Annotated in this window: 15 protein-coding genes; 6 read left to right on the top strand and 9 right to left on the bottom strand. The window is 63.6% G+C overall.

Annotated elements, in window-relative coordinates:
• The first annotated feature begins 14 nt into the window (after positions 1–14).
• The 3 genes from pcaD to HWW87_RS35565 all read left to right on the top strand — a co-directional run bounded on the left by pcaD (position 15) and on the right by HWW87_RS35565 (position 2,823).
• Entirely contained in the window at positions 15–800 is a 786-nt protein-coding gene (gene pcaD / locus HWW87_RS35575) for a 3-oxoadipate enol-lactonase (protein WP_174390188.1), read from the top strand.
• A gap of 10 nt (positions 801–810) precedes the next feature.
• A complete protein-coding gene (gene pcaC / locus HWW87_RS35570) occupies positions 811–1,197 on the top strand; it encodes a 4-carboxymuconolactone decarboxylase (protein ID WP_089443676.1) in 387 nt (128 codons plus the stop codon).
• 267 nt (positions 1,198–1,464) lie between these two features.
• Positions 1,465–2,823 (top strand): MFS transporter, encoded by a 1,359-nt coding sequence (locus tag HWW87_RS35565; protein ID WP_175824192.1) that lies wholly within the window; start codon positions 1,465–1,467, stop codon positions 2,821–2,823.
• Between the two features lie 134 nt (positions 2,824–2,957).
• Here HWW87_RS35565 and HWW87_RS35560 read toward each other — a convergent pair whose 3' ends face one another.
• The 8 genes from HWW87_RS35560 to HWW87_RS35530 all read right to left on the bottom strand — a co-directional run bounded on the left by HWW87_RS35560 (position 2,958) and on the right by HWW87_RS35530 (position 10,227).
• Positions 2,958–3,206 carry a hypothetical protein gene (locus HWW87_RS35560; RefSeq protein ID WP_174390186.1) on the bottom strand — a complete coding sequence of 83 codons (249 nt, stop codon included), beginning with the start codon at positions 3,204–3,206 and terminating at the stop codon, positions 2,958–2,960.
• A 110-nt stretch (positions 3,207–3,316) separates the two neighbouring features.
• Positions 3,317–3,934, bottom strand: coding sequence for a LysE family translocator (locus HWW87_RS35555; RefSeq protein ID WP_175824191.1), 618 nt, complete (start codon positions 3,932–3,934; stop codon positions 3,317–3,319).
• A 254-nt stretch (positions 3,935–4,188) separates the two neighbouring features.
• A complete protein-coding gene (locus HWW87_RS35550; RefSeq protein WP_175824190.1) occupies positions 4,189–4,704 on the bottom strand; it encodes a RidA family protein in 516 nt (171 codons plus the stop codon).
• 29 nt (positions 4,705–4,733) lie between these two features.
• Positions 4,734–5,966, bottom strand: coding sequence for an acyl-CoA dehydrogenase family protein (locus HWW87_RS35545; protein WP_175824243.1), 1,233 nt, complete (start codon positions 5,964–5,966; stop codon positions 4,734–4,736).
• On the bottom strand, positions 5,966–7,105 hold the full coding sequence (locus HWW87_RS37035; protein ID WP_244107406.1) for a class I SAM-dependent methyltransferase: 1,140 nt from the start codon (positions 7,103–7,105) through the stop codon (positions 5,966–5,968). The genes HWW87_RS35545 and HWW87_RS37035 overlap by 1 nt, the downstream gene beginning before the upstream one ends.
• Complete coding sequence (locus tag HWW87_RS37030; protein ID WP_208449974.1) at positions 7,000–8,508, bottom strand: class I adenylate-forming enzyme family protein; 1,509 nt, start codon at positions 8,506–8,508, stop codon at positions 7,000–7,002. The genes HWW87_RS37035 and HWW87_RS37030 overlap by 106 nt, the downstream gene beginning before the upstream one ends.
• A gap of 4 nt (positions 8,509–8,512) precedes the next feature.
• Positions 8,513–9,733, bottom strand: a complete 1,221-nt coding sequence (locus tag HWW87_RS35535) for an MFS transporter (RefSeq protein WP_175824189.1) — start codon at positions 9,731–9,733, stop codon at positions 8,513–8,515.
• A 107-nt stretch (positions 9,734–9,840) separates the two neighbouring features.
• Positions 9,841–10,227 carry an ectoine synthase gene (locus HWW87_RS35530; protein WP_174433576.1) on the bottom strand — a complete coding sequence of 129 codons (387 nt, stop codon included), beginning with the start codon at positions 10,225–10,227 and terminating at the stop codon, positions 9,841–9,843.
• Positions 10,228–10,696: 469 nt separating this feature from the next.
• On the opposite strand from HWW87_RS35530, the gene HWW87_RS35525 reads away from it, so the two are divergent.
• Positions 10,697–10,903, top strand: coding sequence for a hypothetical protein (locus tag HWW87_RS35525; RefSeq protein ID WP_175824155.1), 207 nt, complete (start codon positions 10,697–10,699; stop codon positions 10,901–10,903).
• Positions 10,904–10,909: 6 nt separating this feature from the next.
• A complete protein-coding gene (locus HWW87_RS35520; RefSeq protein ID WP_175824188.1) occupies positions 10,910–12,160 on the top strand; it encodes an MFS transporter in 1,251 nt (416 codons plus the stop codon).
• A 41-nt stretch (positions 12,161–12,201) separates the two neighbouring features.
• On the opposite strand, the gene HWW87_RS35515 is transcribed toward HWW87_RS35520, so the two are convergent.
• A complete protein-coding gene (locus HWW87_RS35515) occupies positions 12,202–13,320 on the bottom strand; it encodes a LuxR C-terminal-related transcriptional regulator (protein ID WP_175824187.1) in 1,119 nt (372 codons plus the stop codon).
• 237 nt (positions 13,321–13,557) lie between these two features.
• Between HWW87_RS35515 and HWW87_RS35510 the strand changes: the two genes are divergently transcribed.
• Complete coding sequence (locus tag HWW87_RS35510) at positions 13,558–15,639, top strand: hypothetical protein (RefSeq protein WP_175824186.1); 2,082 nt, start codon at positions 13,558–13,560, stop codon at positions 15,637–15,639.
• Positions 15,640–15,672 lie beyond the last annotated feature (33 nt).

Below are 15,672 nucleotides of genomic sequence, written 5' to 3'. Positions count from 1 at the left end.
AGGAGAACCTTGAGATGCCTTTCGCCACTGTCAACGGCGTGAAACTGCATTACCGGATCGACCGTGCCGCACGCGACGACGCGCCGTGGCTCGTCTTCTCGAACTCGCTCGGCGCCGACCTGCAGATGTGGGCGCCGCAGATCCGTCCGCTCACGCAGCACTTCAATATCCTGCGCTACGACACGCGCGGCCATGGCCATTCCGACGCGCCGGCTGGTTCGTACACGATCGAGCAACTGGCGGGCGACGTGATCGGCCTGCTCGACCACGTCGGCATCGAGCGTGCGCATTTCTGCGGGATCTCGATGGGCGGGCTGACGGGCGCCGCGCTCGCCGCACGCTACCCGTCGCGCATCGTGCGCGCGGTGCTGTCGAACACCGCCGCGAAGATCGGCTCGCCGGAAGTGTGGGCGCCGCGTGCGCAGAAGGCGCGTACCGAAGGGATGGCCGCGCTGGCTGATGCGGTGCTGCCGCGCTGGTTCACCGACGCGTTCGTCGAGCGCGAGCCGCGCCTGTTCGACGCGATCCGCGACACCTTCGTGCATACCGACAAGGACGGCTATGCGGCGAACTGCGACGCGCTGAACGCGGCCGACCTGCGCGAGGAGGTGAAGGGCATCGCGTTGCCGGTGCTCGTCGTGACCGGCGCGAAGGACATGTCGACGCCGCCCGACCAGGGCCGCGCGCTCGCCGCCGCGATTCCCGGTGCGCTGCACGTCGAATTCGACGCCGCGCACATTTCGAACATCGAATGCACCGGCGGTTTCAACCGCGCGCTGCTCGATTTCCTGACTGCGTGAGGCATTGGCGATGGACGACCAGGAACGTTATGAAGCAGGGATGAAGGTGCGTCGCGCGGTGCTCGGCGACGCGCACGTCGACCGTTCGATCGAGAACCGCACCGAGGTGACCGACGAATTCCAGAACCTGATCACGCGCTATGCATGGGGCGAGATCTGGACCCGCGACGGGCTGCCGCGCCATACGCGCAGCCTGCTGACCATCGCGATGATGGTCGCGCTGAACCGCGGCGAGGAACTGGCGCTGCACCTGCGCGCCGCGCGCAACAACGGCGTGACGCGCGACGAGATCAAGGAAGTGCTGCTGCAGACCGCGATCTATTGCGGCGTGCCGGCCGCGAATTCCGCGTTCCATCTCGCGGACAAGATCTTCAAGGAACAGGACGGGGCCGCCTAGGCGGGGCCGCCGCGTAAGACGGCCGGTCACGCGCGGCCGGATGAGGGCGGCCGCAACCGATCGTACGGCCTGCTTTCGCAAGCGGGCCGTCGACGACGGGATCGATGAACGCGCCGGCAGAGCATCGGCGCGCGGCGCACCGGATGGCTGGTGCGCGAACAAAGGAAGGGCGCGGCTGCCATGCCGTATTGCTCATACATATATTAGCGTTGCATGGGACCGGAGTAAGCGCTGAAGCGCCCACTTCGGCCGACAAGGAGACAAGCGATGAATCGCGCACCCGTGGTCGATGTCCAGACCTTCATCAACGAGCAGCCGTTCGGCGGCTTTCAATGGCTCGTATTCCTCATGTGTTTCGTGATCGTGCTGCTCGACGGCTTCGATACGGCCGCGATCGGCTTTATCGCGCCGTCGCTGCTCGGCGAATGGAACCTCACCAAGCCCGATCTCGCGCCCGTGCTCAGTGCCGCGCTGTTCGGCCTTGCATGTGGCGCGCTCGTATCGGGCCCGCTGTCCGACCGGCTCGGCCGCCGCTCGCTGTTGCTCGGCTCGGTGTTCCTGTTCGGCGTCGCGTGCCTGATGTCCGCGTTCTCGAACACGATCGGACACCTGACGATCCTGCGCTTCATCACCGGCGTCGGGCTCGGCGCCGCGATGCCGAACGCGGTCACGATGATGGGCGAATTCTGCCCGGACAAGCGCCGCGCGACCGTGATCAACCTGATGTTCTGCGGCTTCCCGCTCGGAGCTGCGTTCGGCGGTTTTCTCGCCGCGTGGATGATTCCGCATTTCGGCTGGCGCAGCGTGCTGATGCTCGGCGGCGTGACGCCGCTGCTGCTCGGCGTGCTGTTGCTGCTGAAGATGCCGGAATCGGTGCGCTTCATGGTCGCGAGCGGCCAGTCCATCGACAAGATCCGCGCCACGCTCGCGCGCATCTCGCGCGACGCGCTGAACGCCGGCTCGTTCGCATTGACCGAAGCCGTGCCGCAGACCGGCGGCAAGGGCCTCGGTGTCGTGCTGTCGCGCTCGTACATCGTCGGCTCGGTGATGCTGTGGCTCGCGTACTTCATGGGCCTCGTGATCTTCTACGCATCGATCAACTGGATGCCGATCCTGCTGAAGGATGCGGGCCTGACGCCGAAGAGCGCGACGCTGATCTCGGCGCTGTTCCCGCTCGGCGGCGTGGGCGCCGTGCTGTGCGGCGTGCTGATGGACCGCTTCAACGCGAACCGCGTGATCGCCGTGTGCTATGCGCTGACGGCGGTGAGCGTGTATGCGATCGGGCAGGCGGCCGGCAACGTCGGGCTGCTGGTGCTGGTCGTGTTCGTGGCCGGCGTGCTGATGAACACCGCGCAATCGTCGATGCCGGCGCTGGCCGCCGCGTTCTATCCGACCGAAGGGCGCGGCACGGGTGTCGCGTGGATGCTCGGCGTCGGCCGCTTCGGCGGGATCGCGGGGTCGTTCCTCGTCGCCGAACTGACGCGCCGGCACTTCTCGTTTGCGGGTGTGTTCGCGACGATCGCCGTCGCGGGCGTGCTCGCGTGTATAGCGCTGCTGATCAAGCAGATGGCGCGGCCGCATGGTGTCGCGCAGCCGGCAGGCAAGATCGAGTCGCTCGGGCATTGAGCGACGGACGGGCCGGTGCGTGTTGTTCCGGCCCTATGCATGATGGATGCAGGCCGGCGGTGAGCAGATCGACCGGCGCACGACAGCAGACCGGGCCGCCTTCGCGGCCCGTCGACATTCCGGCCGTCGCACCGTTACTCCTCCGCGTCGTGCTCCTTGACGAAGTTGCGCAGATACGCGCGCAACGCGGCTTCCTGGCTGCGATGATCGTCGTGATTCGCGGCGCCCATCTCTTCCTCGTCGCCGAACAGCGTCGGCGGCGCGCAGTAAGTGCCGACTTCGATGTTCTCGCGCAGCACGCGGATATCGTGCGTGAGCGGGTGATACTCGGCGATCCAGTGCATGCCCTCGATGTGCTCGCCCGCTCTGAGCATTGGCTTCATCAGCAATCTCCATGCAGAGCGGCGGTGCAACTGCCGAAGCGGTTGCACGCGCCCGTACCGAAAGGGTACGCCTGCATCCCGTGAAGCTCAACGGGCGCGCTTGTGAGCGCTTACTGCGGCAGCAGATGGGCGACCAGCGGATACAGCGACAGGATCAGCAGCACGGCCATCGTCACGTTGAAGATGCGCAGCGCTCGGGGATTCGACAGGAAGCGCCGCAGGCCGAGGCCGAACGCAGCCCACAGGCAGATGCACGGGAAGCCGATCAGGATGAACACGACGGACATCCACGCGGCGTTCATTCCATAGTCGGCGGACAGCTGGACCGTCGTCGCGGCGGTCAGCACCATCATCCACGCTTTCGGGTTGACCCACTGGAACGCGGCGGCTTCGATGAACGTCATCGGCCGCGGCTTGGCGCCGTGCGCCTTCACTTCGCCCGACGTGCCGATGCGCCACGCGAGGTACAGCAGGTACGCGACGCTCGCGGCTTCGAGGATCGTGTACAGCAGCGGCAGGCGCTTGAACGCTTCGCCGAGGCCGAAGCCGACGCACAGCATCAGGATCGCGACGCCGGTGCTGATGCCGAACAAGTGCGGCATCGTGCGGCGGAAACCGAAGTTGACGCCGGACGCGAGCAGCATCGTGTTGTTCGGGCCGGGCGTGATCGACGTGACGAGCGCGAACAGCATGCCGGCAGGCAATGCGCTGAGGGTGAGGAATTCCATCGCGGATTCTCCATTCGGTTCGATGGCTGGGATGGGGATCAGTTTAGCGACGGTTTTCTGTACAGTACCGGTACAGTTGGATTGACGATTGCCGGTACGGGGGGCTTGCTGGGGGAGGAGAGGTCACCACCCCTTTGTTGTCTCTCAGAAAAGATGTCCGCAGTCTCAATATGTTGTCTTTGAATTGATGATGAAAACACCTCGAAATAATCTGCTTTTAACCGCCGCAATTTTTGGAATTTTGCGTCTGCACCTTACCCCCTCGCCGTGAGCCTCCCTTCAGCGGAATCCTGCCAGACGAATGCAACCAGATCCACTTCGACCGCAGCGTATCGAGGCAGCCGGAATGCGCTGAGTGACGTTCTGGCGTGTACGCCCGCTTCGCCGAACACGGAATACACTACCTCCGATGCGCCATCGGCGACGGCACTGTGTTCTTCGAATGCAGGGTCGCTTTGCATGTAGACGCCGATGCGCGGAACTGCCCGGACCCGATCGAGGGTGCCGAGTGACCGTTGTAATAGCGCGATGCAGCGAGCGGCACAGATCATCGCGCCGCGCCGACCACTGTCCACCGACACTTCCGATCCGATCAAACCGCGAATGATGATTTCGCCGTTAAGCTTCGGAATTTGTCCACTGACGAAGATCTGGTTATCACAGCGCATGAGCGGAGCGTACCGCCCGGCCGCACCAAGGTCCTCGTCTACGGCGAGTCCCAGCGCATCGGCAATTCCGCGGAATATCGCGTCCCGGTTCATGTCGATCATCTCCGTTTCGTCGTCCGGCGCCGCGGTATTCATTGATACCCCGGCGGGGAATCGCGGGAGGTGCCCGTCGAATGCGCGATCGCGTGGCCGCCATACGCAACAGCCGCCGCGTCCCAGCCGACGTCGATGTGCGATGCCATGACCTGCAGGTCGCGCCAGTGACGTTGTGCAGGATGGGCGTCGAATGCCACGGCGGTGCCCATGCTGCCGATCAGTCGTCGGATCGCGTCGACGCAAAGCTGCGCGATGAATGCGCGATCACGCCTGATGCGGACCGTCTCGGCAGGCGACACCGCGCGCCGCGCGATGCCGGCCGTGTGCAAGGTGCGGACCAGCGCGTCGTAGAGACGACCCGCGCAGGCGAGCTCCGCGTCGCTTTTCGCGATGTGCCCGCAAAGCACCGCGTCGCCGCTTCTACCGCGGCTGCGGAGCGTATTGATGCAGTGCATATACGCGCTCTGTGCGCAGCCCAGAATCGGTCCGATGATCCACGTCGTGCTGTACGGGATGAGCGGCACGTCGTACAGATACGCGTCGGGATGCAGGTCGGCGCCGGCGGGATGCGGGCCAAAATAGTTCGAACGAGCGAAGATCCACTCGTCCGATACGTACAGCTTGTCGAATGCAATATCCCTGGAACCTGTCGCGCGCATGCCGGACACGTGCCACGTGTCGAGCGCACGGACGTCTTCGCGTCGAACCACGACCTTGAAGATCTCCTGGGCCTCCGGTGCGTCCGTCCCGCTGAGTCGTGCCGAGACGATCACCCAGGTTGCGTGATCGATGCCCGAGCTGTAGCGCCAGATGCCGTTCAACCGGAATCCGCTGCCGTCCCTGACGAACGTGCCGTTCTGAACCGTGGCCGTCGCGAACAGCTGTCGCGGCCCGTTCGCGAAGATGATGTCCTGGCAGGCGGCGGGCAGGCGCGCCGCAGTCGTCACATGTCCGCCGACGACACTCAACATCCAGGCCGTGGACGCGCACGCGGTGGCCGCGAGCCGCGCAGCTTCGACGAGTGTCGGAAAGTCCTGCTGCAATCCGCCGTAGCGGCGCGGTGTCAGCAGGTGGAGGAGCCCGGTGTCGTGCAGCTCGGCCATTGTCTCGGGCGACAGGCGCGCGAACTGATCGGCGGCCTGTGCGCGAGCCTGCCAGCGCGGGAGCAGTTGTTCGATGCGTCGTCCGATCTGCGTGCGCTCGAGTTCGAGCCCGTCCACGCATGACTGGATCGTATCCATCGACGGGAGGTCATCATGCAGCGGCATCACGTCGCGTCTCCTCGCGGCCCGGCCACTCTGCGCGGTACGGGGTGATCGAAGCAGAACACGGGCTCGATGCAGGGTTCGCCGAGCAGCGAGACGAATGCCTCGATCGATCGTGCGTCGTTGGAGGCGACGAACTCGTGAAAATTCGTCCCGTTCCAGAGCAGATAGACATGTTCGAACTGCTCGTGGATCGACGCGACGAGCGTATCGAACGTCACCTGTCCGTTTTGCATCTGCGAAAGCATCTGGTTGCGCTTCCAGTCGATTTCCTCGCGGCTGAAGTAATGACGCTTGTGCAGTTCGTCCTTGACGCTCTCGCGCTTGTCGTACTCGTCGAGCGAATCGCAGTTGAGCTTCTCGAAGAAAAAGATCAATCCGTTCGGCTTGAGCAGACGCGCGACATGACGAATCTGGTCCGCGCGATCCACGCCATAGAACTGAAATGCGGCAGTCTCGTAGATATAGTCGAACGTGCCGGAGAAGCGGCCGAGGCGCGCATGCTCCCGGAACAGCCGGGGGGTGACGTGGGCGAATGCCTGCGGGTGGAACGTCGAGAAGTCGTGATTGGCGAACTGGTTGAACGCCGTTTCGTTGGCCGGATTGGGCGAGTTCGTGAAAGTGCGGATCAGGCCGTTCGATCGTTTTGCCAGCGTTCTGCCGTTGGTGCCGTCGAAGGCATCGACTTCGTAAAACTCGAAGTGCTGATCCGCGTGCTGCCTGCGGCGTTCGGAGTACCGCGTGAGCGCGACGCCGACGCGCGACATTTCCTCCAGTATGGCCGGCACGCTGGCAAGGAAATGCGTGAACAGCGGCCCGGCTTCGGCGACCATCAGGTCGTGATACGCAAGCACGTCCGGATCGCGCAGCAAATGGCGGATGCGGCTCGCGACCGATTGTTTCGGCACCTGCGTCGCGCCCGTCGCCAGGCTGTGAAAATAACTTGCCATCCGGATCATCGGCGCGCTTTCCAGGTATTGCTCCGCGCCGTCCTCGATTCCGCTTGACGTCATGGTTGACCTCTTCGCATGTGGTATCAGTTCAAGCCCTGGGCGGACACCTTGCCGCCGAACGTCCTTGGCAGCGCTCGCAGAAAGTCGATGCTTGCCGGAACCGCGGCGGAATCCAGATGGCGGCGACAATGATCGAGCAGCTCGATTGCATTGGCCGCAGATGTCGCAGCCGGAACGACATAGGCTTTGGGGACGCGTGCGCCGTCGGACCGGGAAACCGGTACGACGAGCGCTTCCGTAACGGATTCGTGGTCGAGCAATACCCGCTCGACGGCGCGCGGATTCACCGGCACGCCGTCTCGATCGAACAGGTCGCCCTTCCTGCATTGAAAGAACAGGAATCCGTCCTCGTCCATCGCGAACAGATCACCGGTCATGAACACGCGCGATTCACCGAAGCATCCTTTGCGAATGACGCGGGCGGTATCGCTTTCGCGCCCCCAGTATTTCTCCATCAGCAGATCGCCGGCTACCGCCAGTTCACCGACCTGCCAGGGCTGGACCACGAGCGCATCGTCGTTGCCGACGAGGTAGGTTCTGATGCCCGGAATGGCTTTGCCGACCGAGCCGATACGTCGATCGAGTTCGGCGGGCGGCAGGTAGGCGACGCGTTTGCACTCGGTCGAACCGTAGTTGCAGTAGATCAGGACAGCCGGTAGCGCACGCCTGAGCTGGCGAATGTACTTGCCGGGCAACGCCTGTCCGCTGGTCGAGACATACCTCAGCGATTGCAGTCTCGAGGCAGGCAGGTCGCCCGATTCGCACAGACGGAAAAGCGCCGGCGGAAAGACGTGCAGGCCGGTTACGCCGTGTCGCTCGATGATGTCGACGATGGCGGCGGCCGACGCGGGCAACGCCGTCTCGACCACGGCACGGCCCCCGAACAGCAGCGGCATGACCGTGTTGTAAAAGCCGTAGTCCGAGCTCAAGCCCGGGGAGAAACTGAGCACGATGTCGCGTTCGCTATTGGCGAGATAGCCGGAGACCGAGCGGAACGCGGCAATCATGTTCCGGTGCGTGACGAGCACACCCTTCGAATCGCCGGTCGAGCCGGATGTGTAGAAGATCGTTGCGGCGTCATCCATGGAGGGATTGCCCGCTTCGGATGCGCCGTCGGTCGCGAAGCAGACGACATATTCCGACAGGTCGCCGCGGGTCGCGTCGATCGTGACCGCGCGATGACGGGATGCGACGCGGGGCGAGGTCGATCGCGATGCCACGAGCGCGCTGGCGCCGCAATCCGCGATCTGCTGCTCCAGTTCGGCGGTGTCGATCGTGTGCCTGATGCATGCCAGTACGCATCCCGCCTTCAGGATGCCGAATGCAGCCGCCACCGCATGCACGGACATCTCCGAATAGAGCGCGACGCGCGCGCCGGCGGGAATGCCGAGACGGCGAAGCGTATCGGCTATCGTCAACGTCACGTCCAGCAATTCGCCGTAGGTTGCCGAACGTCCGTCGACCACCAGCGCGACTTTGTCTCGCCGGCTGCTCGCGCTGCGCTCGAAGTATGTCGGGAATCGTTCAATCATGGCATCAGCCTTCACGTGAGGACACCGAGGCCGACGAGGGGCTGTGGTCCTTGCGAATGCGGGGCGCGAGCGAGACCAGCAACCCGAGGCAACCCATGCACACGGACAGCACCATGATCACCGTGTCTGGTCCGAAACGCGTCGAGAATGCGCCTACCGCGACGCCCGCGAGCGGCTGTGTCATGTTGTTGAGGAGGATGACGACTCCCGTCGTCTTGCCGTAGTCGCGCGCGGGGATGATCTTCTGCCGCGTGCTCCGGATGTACACGTTGAACATCTTGTCGAATCCGACGATCAGCAGGAAGCCGAAAACGTACCCCGCAATTCCCGGGCTGGCTGCCGCGATAACGCCGCCGACACAGATCGAACCGAAGCCGACGAGGCCGAGGACGCGCCTCGGGACATGCAACCTCGCCGTCATCAGCAGAATCGCGATCGTCACGCACGCGCCTGCCGTTTGCAGTCCTGCGTAATAGCGTCCGCTTTCGTGATGAAAGCCGGTGACCATCGCGGCGGATGTCGCGAGCGTGACGCCGATCACGAGGTTCTCCGCGGCAGCCAGCATGATGACGGACTTGAGGCCCGGGAGACGGGCGACGTGAGACAAGGCCGTCTTGATCGGCGTGAACCAGGTGCCGTGCGTGCCTTCCGGCATCGCGAATTCGAACGCGCTGGCCTTTTGCCAATAGGCGAGCGCGACGTCGGCTGTGACAAACAGCACGGCCGCGGCCGCCACGACGAATTCCCAGCGCCACCAGGACAGCAGGATCGCCGCGAGCATGGGGCCGAGCACCAGGCCAAGCTGGTCGGCCAATTGCGAATACGACAGCACTTTTTCGAAGCGATGGCTGCTGAATATCTGCGGCAGCATCACCTCGCGCGCCACGATGCCCTGACTCGTCAGCATGCCGCACAACGCGGACAGCGCGATCAGCCATCCGATGCCGCCGACGAGGTCGTAGGCGGCGACGCCCGCGACGCATACCGCCGCGCGGAGAACCTGACTGACGCGCATCAGTTTCGTGGGCGAATACCGGTCGCAAAGCGCGCCTAGAAACGGGAAGCACAGGTATCTCGGCAGTGTTTCGAGCGAAAACGCGATGCCCGACCAGGACACGCGCCCTGTCATCTGAAAGATGACCAGCGGCACGAGAAACAACAGAATCTGGTCGGCGAGGCGGGCAAGGAAAAGCGAATGGAAAAAGGCTTGATGCTGGGCGCGCACGAACAGTCACCTTTCTTTTGCGCGGAGCACGCGATGCATGCGCGCTCCTGCGGACGTTGCCGGGAGGGCGGGTACCCCGGGGCCTCCCGGAATGAGCGTATCGAGCTTCAGTAAGCGGACGCTTCCGCAGACTCCAGGTTATGCCGTTCGTGTCCCTTGAGCGGGGGATTGAAGACGCTGACAAGCACCAGATCCCCGTCTTTGCCGCCGCGCAGGTAATGCTGGTCGTGTCGATCGAGCACGTAGAGGGTGCCCGGGCGGATCGGAAAGACGTTACCGTTCATGTCCTCGACCTCGCCTTCGCCTGCAATGCAATAACAGGCTTCGAGATGGTTGCGGTATTGCAGGAGCGATTCCGTACCCGCACGCACCACCGTATGGCAGACGCCGTAGCCCATGCCGTCCTTTTCCGTCAACAAGCGATGGCTTGTGCCGGAGCCCCATTCGACAAGCAGTCCATCTTTTTCGACATCTCTCAGGTTCCTGACAAACATATTCGCACTCCTTTCTTTTGTGTAAGAAATTACTGTCCTGCTCTCGGCGGAAGCGAAGCCACGAAAAAGAAAGCCAGTGCTCGTAACAGAATGGCCGGCTAAATCATGTAGTTTTTCAACATTAACCGCTGATGGCGTGGCTGGTCAAGGGCGGGATATGGGAGAATTCCCGGTGATTAATGTCAATATGCCTTGTGGGTATTGGGGGTGGAGCTGGGTAGATGCTATGTAGTTTATCTACATTTTTGGTGGATTGCATGGCGTGCCGACATAAAATACGTGGCGGTGTCATCTGACTCTCACGCGCGATCTTGCTATCAAAATGTAAGGCGCGACGCCCTGAAGTATTCGATATCGGGATTGATTCAAAGGCGTCTTGATGAGGGGTGTTTTAATAATTTGGGAAGAGTTGAGTGTTCTATCTTCGATGGATGTATTAAACCTGCCATTTCTGCGAGGTGCGTGATCCTTGATTATCGAATTGATGCTGATTGGTAATTGTAAAGAACGCGAGGGCATTGTTCCATTGTTCGCACGGCCGCTGAAGGATTTCCTCGATACCGTGGTCGTGAACGACGCCGTGCTGTACCCGAGTGCCAATGCCGTTCAGCAAGCCAACCCTGACGAACTCGCGTTCCGGGACATGTTGCTGATTTCCTTTTCCTCAGCGAGATGAGCTGACATGAAATCCGAGCTGGTTCTAGAAAAACGCGCTTCGTCTTCGTTGACGCAGTTGTACGTCTGGTTGTCGTTCAAGACGATCTCCGACATCAGTTCGACGATGATCAGCATCGTTCTGGCGACCTACGCGCTCGAGGTCACGGGCTCTGCCGCGCTGCTCGGCCTGACGATGGCGTCGCGTCTGCTGGGTGCGGTCGCGGGCGGTGCCGCAGTGCCGCGGCTGAGCCGGTTCTCCCGCCGTACCCTGATCTTCGCCGCGGAAGCGGGCAGTGCACTGGCGATCGGCGTGCTGGCTACGTCGTCGCGTGCCGCCGACGCGTCGCTCATCTATTTCGTGCCTTTCTTCATCGGCCTTTTTCAGGGGATGTACCGGGTGTCCATCATGTCCGAGGTTCCGGAAATGGTCGGGCAGGAGGGCCGGCATCGTTTCAATGCGATCCTCAGTGCGACCGATGGCGTGTCGGTGGTCGGCGGCAGCCTGCTTGCATCGGTGATCACGCAGTACCTGGCCTACAAGCGCGTATTCCTGATCGATTCGATCACGTTTGCGGTCTCCGCCATTGCATTCCTGATGCTGGTGGGCAACATGCCGCGCCGACATCGACCGGCCGACGAGGCACACGCTGCCGCCGAGGCCGGCGCACTGCCAGGCGCGGCGCGTTATCTGTCGGCCATCGTGATGCTGGTGATCGGCGCGCGCTTCGTCGAAGCGTTCGGCTCCGGTACGCACAATGTCGGCTTCCCGATCAGGTCGCAGCTGTTCGACGCGAATCAGCCCGCGTTTCTGTACGGCTGGCTGATGGCGGTGTGGGGTGTCGGACGGCTCGTTTCCGCGGCAGTGACGCCGCGCTTGCTGGAGCGTCTCGAATCGCGTCACCAGCCGCTCGAGCCGTATTTCATCGCGTTGCTGATCTTGACCTTCGCGTGCTTCCTCGGCGTCTTCGAGGTGCGTGGTATGCCGGGCATGTTGGGTTTCGTCTTGCTGGCAGGCATTTTCGATGCCGCCACGGAGACGATCTACTATTCGCTCCTGCAATCGACACCGGCCGCGTCACGCGATCGCGTGATCGGTATCTCGTACGTTGCGGAGCGCACCGGCCTCGGATTGGGCATGCTGGCGGTCGGGTTCGTGTTCTCCCGGCTGGGAACGGATGTGACGGCGCTGCTGTTCTATTGTGGATCCATCGCGCTGGCCGGCTTGGCGTTCGTGGGCGTCAAAAGACGGTTGGCGCAGGGGGCAGCGGTCCGGTAGATCGACTGAGCCAGATACGACCCGCTAGCCCCTTCGACGTCTCAATCCTCGCGCTTGTACTGCGGGAGCACCCAAAGCATTCGCCCGACCGCTTCGGCCTGATTCCGCGAATGTGTCTTTTCATAGATCGCCCGCAATTGGGTGCGAACCGTCGCCAGCGACACACCAGCGCTCGCAGCACATTCATCAGGCGTCTTGCCGTTGATCAGCGCTTCCGCCACCGCGGCTTCGGCGCTCGACAAACCGAACGACTGCCGCAACTGTTGCGCGACGACCAGCGGGGCGGCGCTGCGTCGCCTGACCGTGATCAGCATCGTCGCATCGCCGAACGTCGCATGGAGCGCTTGTCCGGACAGCGCCGCGATGCTGAGAAAAATTTCATGCGCCGCCACCAACGTGCCGGAAAGCGCAAGGCTCTCGCCCTTGCGGGTCTTCGCGACACGCGTCAACGCCGCCTTGAATGCATCGTTCTGCGGCGCGCTCGTCGCGCTCAGGCATCCGTTCTCGATCTTGAGGCAGGTGGTGGCGCGCAGCATCGACTCGGCCGCCCGGTTGACGAAGACGACGCGCGCGTGCCTGTCCAGTGCAAAGACGGAAAGACCCAGCTCCTCCATCAGTTCGGCGCCGAGCGTGGCGTCGCGATGCAACACGCGCGCGTCTCGCCACAGGTTGATCGAGCGTTGCAGATGCCCGGCCATACCGGTCAGGGTCGCGCGTTCTTCCGACGAATACGGCGTGCGGCCGTGCGCTCGCAGTAACCCGAGCAGAATGTTGTCGCTGCCGGGGCGCGCGAAGCGAATCCCCATCAGGTAGCGAAATCCCGACGGAATCTGGAAGTCCTGGAAGAACTCGCTGCGTTCGACGTCGCAGTCGGTGAGGTGATCCTGACAGCACACGAATTCGCCGAGCGGTGCGTTCTCGACGAAGCCGCGGCGTGGATCGAGCGCGCCGTAATACTGGTCGTAGCGGGCGATGATCTCGTCGAATTCCGCGCGCGGCGAATAGATCGAGAATTGCGGCGCATTGCGCGCGGCGTCCCAACTGAACATGTGAAAAACGTTTGCGCCGAGCGATTCGGATACTCGATGAAAAACTTCGAGAAAACCGTCCGGTTGCAGCGCGGCCTCATAGAGGTCCCCGATGAGTTGGTCCCGTTGCATGCTTCCCCCGTCGCTTCGCGATCTTCGTATGTGGATTTTGTCTGACGATATTGCTTCGAATACCGAATTTTTTTCAGGCTAACACAGGTTATTTGCGTTTCATGTGGTGTTATTTCCCGATTTTCATCCACCTGAATGATGATCGCAAAAATCGGCTTTGCGAGAATCCTCGCCGTCCAGCGTGCATGAGCGGTGCATATGACACGCATCAACCAGAAGGATGTCGGGGGAAACGCAATGAAACTCACGCCTGTCGTATCCGGTATTGCAGCGCTCGTCCTGTCGGCGTGCGGTGGTAGCGACAGTTCTTCGTCGCCGCCCGGGGCACCCGCGGCGCAGACGGTCAGCGGGGTCGCGGCCGCCGGCGCGGCGATGCAGGGCGCCACCGTTAAGCTGGTCGATGCGACCGGCAAGGCGGTCGACTGCCCGGCCGATGCGTCAACCGGCGGGTTTCATTGCGCGGTGACTGGCCTGACCGCACCTTTTGCGTTGTCCGCATACGGCAACGTCGCCGATTCGCAGGCCACGCTGATCGCGCTCAGCGCCACGGCCGGCACGCAGACGATCAACATCACGCCGATCACGAACGCGATCGCCGCCACGATCATCGGGGACAATCCGACGAAGCTGATGGCCGATACCGGTTTGCTGCAAAGCAAGGTTACGGCCCAGGCGGTTGCCGGCACGGTGCAGGCTTATTCGTCGGTGTTGGCCGACCTGCTGGCCGCTACCGGCAATACGGGCGTCGACCTGATTTCCGGCCCGTTGACCGCGGGTGCGCCGGGGCTCGACCGGTTGCTCGATCAGGTGAAGATCAACGTCCTGCCGGACGGCGGCGTCCAGATCAGCTCGGTGGCGGGCGCGTCCAGCGATACGCCGGTGCAGCTTCAGCTCGCGCCCGGCGTCGCGCCGCAGGCGAGCGACAAGGCCAGCCTGCCGGCCGCCGCGACGATCAATGGCGCGGTGGTGTCGAACCTGCCGAGCGCCAGCGATCTGGCGGCGTTGCAGCGCGTGCTCAACCAGTGTTTCGCCGGTTCGACCGGCGCGGCGCGCACGGGCGGCAGCGTATCGGCATGCGGCCAGATCTTCGTCGACGATGTCGGATCCGGCGCGCTGAATGCAGGCGTGCCCGCCGCGTATCTCAACAACGGGATGTCGGTCGACCAGGAATTCGGTGCGCCCGCCGGCGGCACGCCGGGCATCGTGGCCGACGATGCGATGAACAACGCCAGCTTCAGCTTGCCGGAAGTCATCCGCGTCGTCGCCAGCGACACGATGTGGGTCAAGCTCGCGTGGACGCGCAGCGACGGCATTCGCGACGGCATGCAGCAACATGTGCAGCTCGCGGTGCGGGCGGGCAGTCTCGCGAATGGCGATACCGGCTGGCGCGTGATCGGCAACCAGCGCGCGGTACTGAGCAAGGTCAACGCGAACGCGCAGAAGTGGGACTGGTTGAATCCGGCCATCCCGTCGACGGGGACCAACGCGTTCGTCGATTCGCTCAACCTGCAGGTGGGGGCCGTCGACGCGGCCGGCACCGCGGTGGACTTCGCGATCGTCAACGGCCCCGGCTTGCGCAACGGCGTGTTCCTCCAGCCGTCGAGCGGCACCTGCGACACGCTGAACATCCGTGCGCAGATCGCAAGCGGGCAGACGCCGGCGCAGCTCGCCGCCCTGGCGAAGAGCGCGCAGTGCCGCAACAACTTCCGCCTGGCCGGCGTCGCGCAGGACCCGGCCAACCAGGGCCTGTTCACGTGGCCCGGCGACGCGCCGCGCAACAACACCGCGTGGGCGAAACCGCAACTGAGCGCCGCCGAGCTGGCCGACATCAAGCCGTTCAGCGCCTATACGATCGACGTCTACCAGAACGGCAACACGTCGACGCCGGCCAGGCACTACACGGTGCGGGTGCGTACGCCGTCGCCGTCGCCCGACGCGCTGCGTCAGTACGCGTGGCACGATCTCGCGCAGTCCACGCGCGACAAGCTGACGCCGGGTTCCGCCGGCACGTTCGCGGGCGGCACGATCTTCCCGCTGGGCTGGACGTCGAAAGCGGGGCTGCCGTTCGTCAAGCGCGGCAACGTGCAGATTCGCGCAACCGCGGCCGGGCAGACCGTGGCGACGTTCGTCAACGGTACGGCATCGGCGCCGCCGGTCCAGCCGGGTGCGGCGGTGACGCTCAACGTGCCGGGCGATCAGGGCGTCGCGTTCCCATCGGTGGCCGGCTGGGGCGGCAGCACGGACTTCTCGTTCGTGAGCCTGACCTGGTCCGATTCGATCGACACGGTCTTCACCGAGTCCTTCGAATACGACCGGTAACGGACAGCCGGGCCGATGCGTCCGGCGAGCACA

It is taken from the genome of Burkholderia sp. BCC0419 (genome assembly GCF_902830285.1).
Taxonomy (GTDB): Bacteria; Pseudomonadota; Gammaproteobacteria; order Burkholderiales; family Burkholderiaceae; genus Burkholderia.
This window is presented reverse-complemented; position numbering and strand designations above follow the sequence as displayed.

What these genes read in the sequence shown, in the direction of transcription:
- HWW87_RS35530 (WP_174433576.1), bottom strand. Translation starts at nt 10,227, where the DNA reads ATGTTTGTCAGGAACCTGAGAGATGTCGAAAAAGATGGACTGCTTGTC.
- HWW87_RS35515 (WP_175824187.1), bottom strand. Translation starts at nt 13,320, where the DNA reads ATGCAACGGGACCAACTCATCGGGGACCTCTATGAGGCCGCGCTGCAA.
- HWW87_RS35560 (WP_174390186.1), bottom strand. Translation starts at nt 3,206, where the DNA reads ATGAAGCCAATGCTCAGAGCGGGCGAGCACATCGAGGGCATGCACTGG.
- pcaC (WP_089443676.1), top strand. Translation starts at nt 811, where the DNA reads ATGGACGACCAGGAACGTTATGAAGCAGGGATGAAGGTGCGTCGCGCG.
- HWW87_RS35565 (WP_175824192.1), top strand. Translation starts at nt 1,465, where the DNA reads ATGAATCGCGCACCCGTGGTCGATGTCCAGACCTTCATCAACGAGCAG.
- pcaD (WP_174390188.1), top strand. Translation starts at nt 15, where the DNA reads ATGCCTTTCGCCACTGTCAACGGCGTGAAACTGCATTACCGGATCGAC.
- HWW87_RS35550 (WP_175824190.1), bottom strand. Translation starts at nt 4,704, where the DNA reads ATGATCGACATGAACCGGGACGCGATATTCCGCGGAATTGCCGATGCG.
- HWW87_RS35510 (WP_175824186.1), top strand. Translation starts at nt 13,558, where the DNA reads ATGAAACTCACGCCTGTCGTATCCGGTATTGCAGCGCTCGTCCTGTCG.
- HWW87_RS35520 (WP_175824188.1), top strand. Translation starts at nt 10,910, where the DNA reads ATGAAATCCGAGCTGGTTCTAGAAAAACGCGCTTCGTCTTCGTTGACG.
- HWW87_RS35545 (WP_175824243.1), bottom strand. Translation starts at nt 5,966, where the DNA reads ATGCCGCTGCATGATGACCTCCCGTCGATGGATACGATCCAGTCATGC.
- HWW87_RS35555 (WP_175824191.1), bottom strand. Translation starts at nt 3,934, where the DNA reads ATGGAATTCCTCACCCTCAGCGCATTGCCTGCCGGCATGCTGTTCGCG.
- HWW87_RS37030 (WP_208449974.1), bottom strand. Translation starts at nt 8,508, where the DNA reads ATGATTGAACGATTCCCGACATACTTCGAGCGCAGCGCGAGCAGCCGG.